The organism is Micromonospora sp. NPDC049799, assembly GCF_040656655.1.
GTDB lineage: Bacteria > Actinomycetota > Actinomycetes > Mycobacteriales > Micromonosporaceae > Micromonospora.
Genome location: NZ_JBFAMU010000586.1, coordinates 1 through 2,851, shown reverse-complemented (window position 1 = coordinate 2,851; position 2,851 = coordinate 1). Strand labels below are relative to the sequence as shown.

8 protein-coding genes are annotated in these 2,851 nt (G+C 75.2%); 4 read left to right on the top strand and 4 right to left on the bottom strand.

Going from position 1 to position 2,851, the window contains the following annotated elements; all coding sequences use genetic code 11:
- The 3 genes from AB0I76_RS26775 to AB0I76_RS26765 form a co-directional block, all read left to right on the top strand.
- Positions 1-375, top strand: a 375-nt coding sequence (locus tag AB0I76_RS26775; RefSeq protein WP_357040952.1) for a SelB C-terminal domain-containing protein, incomplete at its 5' end; no start/stop codon positions are given.
- 59 nt (positions 376-434) lie between these two features.
- On the top strand, positions 435-632 hold the full coding sequence (locus AB0I76_RS26770) for a hypothetical protein (protein WP_357040949.1): 198 nt from the start codon (positions 435-437) through the stop codon (positions 630-632).
- Between the two features lie 72 nt (positions 633-704).
- Entirely contained in the window at positions 705-890 is a 186-nt protein-coding gene (locus AB0I76_RS26765) for a hypothetical protein (RefSeq protein ID WP_357040958.1), read from the top strand.
- 6 nt (positions 891-896) lie between these two features.
- Here the strand turns inward: AB0I76_RS26765 and AB0I76_RS26760 are convergent, their stop codons facing one another.
- Entirely contained in the window at positions 897-1,547 is a 651-nt protein-coding gene (locus tag AB0I76_RS26760; protein ID WP_357040946.1) for a hypothetical protein, read from the bottom strand.
- A 116-nt stretch (positions 1,548-1,663) separates the two neighbouring features.
- Between AB0I76_RS26760 and AB0I76_RS26755 the strand changes: the two genes are divergently transcribed.
- Positions 1,664-1,864, top strand: coding sequence for a hypothetical protein (locus AB0I76_RS26755; RefSeq protein WP_357040943.1), 201 nt, complete (start codon positions 1,664-1,666; stop codon positions 1,862-1,864).
- 49 nt (positions 1,865-1,913) lie between these two features.
- Here AB0I76_RS26755 and AB0I76_RS26750 read toward each other — a convergent pair whose 3' ends face one another.
- The 3 genes from AB0I76_RS26750 to AB0I76_RS26740 all read right to left on the bottom strand — a co-directional run.
- Positions 1,914-2,375 carry a hypothetical protein gene (locus tag AB0I76_RS26750; protein ID WP_357040940.1) on the bottom strand — a complete coding sequence of 154 codons (462 nt, stop codon included), beginning with the start codon at positions 2,373-2,375 and terminating at the stop codon, positions 1,914-1,916.
- On the bottom strand, positions 2,372-2,584 hold the full coding sequence (locus AB0I76_RS26745; RefSeq protein WP_357040937.1) for a phosphatidylethanolamine-binding protein: 213 nt from the start codon (positions 2,582-2,584) through the stop codon (positions 2,372-2,374). The genes AB0I76_RS26750 and AB0I76_RS26745 overlap by 4 nt, the downstream gene beginning before the upstream one ends.
- Positions 2,585-2,673: 89 nt before the next feature.
- Positions 2,674-2,851, bottom strand: a 178-nt coding sequence (locus AB0I76_RS26740) for a universal stress protein (protein ID WP_357040955.1), incomplete at its 5' end; no start/stop codon positions are given.

Sequence of the window (2,851 nt, the reverse complement as noted above, 5' to 3'; positions counted from 1 at the left end):
GCCACGACCGGCGACGCGCTGCCCGAGCCGGTGGCCCGCGCGGTCACCCGGGTCCGTGCCGCGTACGCCGACCAGCCGTTCCGCGCCCCGGAGGCCGCGCACCTGGCCGACCTGGGGCTCGGTCCCCGGGAGATCGGGGCGGCCGTCCGCGCCGGCGTGCTGCTGAAGCTCGCCGACAACGTGGTGCTGCTGCCCGGGGCGGTCGACGACGCGCTGCGGGTCCTGGCGACGCTGCCGCAGCCGTTCACGCTCAGCGCCGCCCGGCAGGCCCTGGGAACCACCCGCCGCGTCGCCGTACCGCTGCTGGAACTGCTGGACCGGCGCGGCGCCACCCGGCGGCTGCCGGATGACGCCCGCGTGGTGGTGGAGTCCTAGGAGACGGTCCCCGCCCAACCCGCCCCGGCTGCCCGGGCCGGTCGCCTAGCGTGGCGGGCATGGACCCGTCCGCGATCTGGAGGGACAAGCAGCACCGGTGGCGGATCGAGGCGTACCGGGCGCCGGACCTGCGGTTCGCGATCTTCGCCACCAACGGCACCACCGAGTCGGCCCCGCTGTGGCTGTTCGGGATGTCGGCGCTGGCCCGGTGGCTGATGAGCCACAAGATCTCCCTCGACGACCTGGAGGTCGACTGAGGGCCACCCGGACGGGGGACGGCACCGGCGAATCGCCCCGGACGGGCGGATCCGGCGCCTACGGTCCGGTACGTGAAGGACCGAGGAATGCGCACCTTCCTGACCGTACTGGCCGGGCTCGCGGTGATCTACTTCGGCACCACCGGACGCAGCCCGGACGATCCCGGTGGCGTGTCCGGCGGACTGGTGGTGCTCGCCCTCCTGGCGGCCCTGCTGGTGTGGCACCTGACCAAGCCGGGGGACAAGACCGTCAAGTGACCGCCGTCAGGCGCTCGCGGCGCGGGTCACCTCGCCGGCGGACTCCTCGCCCAGCGCCACCCGCACCAGGGCCGAGGCCAGCCGGCCGAACTCCGCGCCGTCGACCAGACCGGCCAGCCGGTCCGGGGACCCGGGCAGGCCGAGGCGCTTCGCCCCGGCCAGGGTGCGCTTGTCGGCGTACGGCCGCACGTCCGGCCAGACCGTCTGCGCCTCGCGAAGGAAGATGTCCGCGCCGGTCGGCCCGATCCCGGGGAACCCGGTCAGCAACCCGCGCATCCGGGTCGGCTGGCCGTCGGCCTCGTCGTGCAGCCGGCGCAGGTCACCCCGCCAGCGGTCCAGGCAGAGCCGCGCCCCGGTGCCGAGCATCGTCGCGGTCCGCTCGTCGTACCGGCGGTAGTGCCCCCGGCCCAGCGCGTCGACCCGGTCCTGCCAGCTCGCCGCCTCCATCGCCGCCGGGGTGCGGTAACCGGCCGCGAACAGCTCACGGGCGGCGGCCACCGCGACACACGCCCGGATCCGGGTGCTCAGCAGCGTGGTCAGCACGAGCAGCTGGTACAGCGGCCCGGGCCGGTCGGCCAACCGGATCCCCGCCTCCTCGGCGTAGGTCCGGCCCCGCCGCTCCAGCAGCACCCGCGCGGTCGTCCGATCGTCCCCCACGCACCGGGTGTACCCGTCCCGTGCCCGCCTAGCCCTTTCCGCATGCGCCCGTCGGCGTCGGGTAACCGGTTGTGGCAGGCGGCGGACAGCCGTCGTCCACCCGGAGGGAGAGGCCCGTGACGAACCCGCAGCAACAGGAGTTCCGGCGCAACGCCAAGGGCGCCACCAGCCAGGACAGCAAGGGCCCGAAGCCCAGTGGCTTCCCGCTCAACAAGGGCAGCTCGCACGGCGACGACGGCCGTCCCGTGCCTCGGGGGCAGGTCTCCCCGTACGGCCCGACGGAGGAGCCGGTCGCCGACGACGAGAGCCGGGGCTGACCGCCCCGGCTTCTCTCCTGACGGGCCGGGGTCGACCGCCCCGGCCCGTTCAGGGCGCTCGCAACCGGTTCCAGGTGGCGGCGGCCGCCAGCCCGAAGGCGATGTGCGGCACCAGGTCAGCCAACCAGTCGGCCCGCCGCCACGTACGCGGGTCGGTGACACCGAGGGCCGTCATCGAGCCGTCGGACATCGTCATCACGCCACCGCCGAGCACCGCGGTGGCCAGCGCCACCGGCATCCGACGCCCCCGGGACAGCAGGGCGAACCCGATGCCGCCGCCGATGCCCAACCCGTACCCGAGCAGGGGCCCGAGGCCGGAGCGGCGGTTGGCCGCCCGGTCCTCGGGCCCGAGGTCCACGTGCGCCACCCCGGACAGCCGGCCGGCGATCGCCTCCGGCGTACTGCTGGCCGGGCGCGCCCGGACCACCATGTCGAGGTAGCTCACCATGTTCAGGGCAGTGCTCCCGACCGCCCCGGCGATCGCCCCGTCGAGGAGCCGGGCGGCGCTCACGTCGGGTCGCCGGGTTCGCGCTCGCTCTTCGGGCCGTACACCCGCTCGCCGCGGATCACGCCCCGCTGTCCCCGGTCCTCCTGGAGGATCCGGTTGGTGACGTCGTTGGCCTTGTCGTCCGGCACCCGCCGCCCCGAGTCGTCGATGGCGTTCCGGATGCGCGCCCGCTGCTTGTCGTACGCGTTGCTGCCCGGCCGTGGTCCTGGCATCACTGCCTCCTCGGTCTCCTCGCCGATGACGTACCGCGGTCGTCTACCCGTGCAGGGTCCGGTCAACCCGACGGAGCCCGCCGGGGACGTCACCGCGGGGCGCGGACCACCGCCACCGGGCAGTCGGCGTGGTGCAGCACCGACTGGCTCACCGACCCCAGCAGCAACCCGGTGAACTCCCCGCGCCCCTGCCCGCCGACCACCAGGAGCTGGGCCTCGCGGGAGGCGTCGGCCAGCACGCCGGCCGGCCGTCCGCGTACCGTCCGC

What these genes read in the sequence shown, in the direction of transcription:
- AB0I76_RS26770 (WP_357040949.1), top strand. Translation starts at nt 435, where the DNA reads ATGGACCCGTCCGCGATCTGGAGGGACAAGCAGCACCGGTGGCGGATC.
- AB0I76_RS26745 (WP_357040937.1), bottom strand. Translation starts at nt 2,584, where the DNA reads ATGCCAGGACCACGGCCGGGCAGCAACGCGTACGACAAGCAGCGGGCG.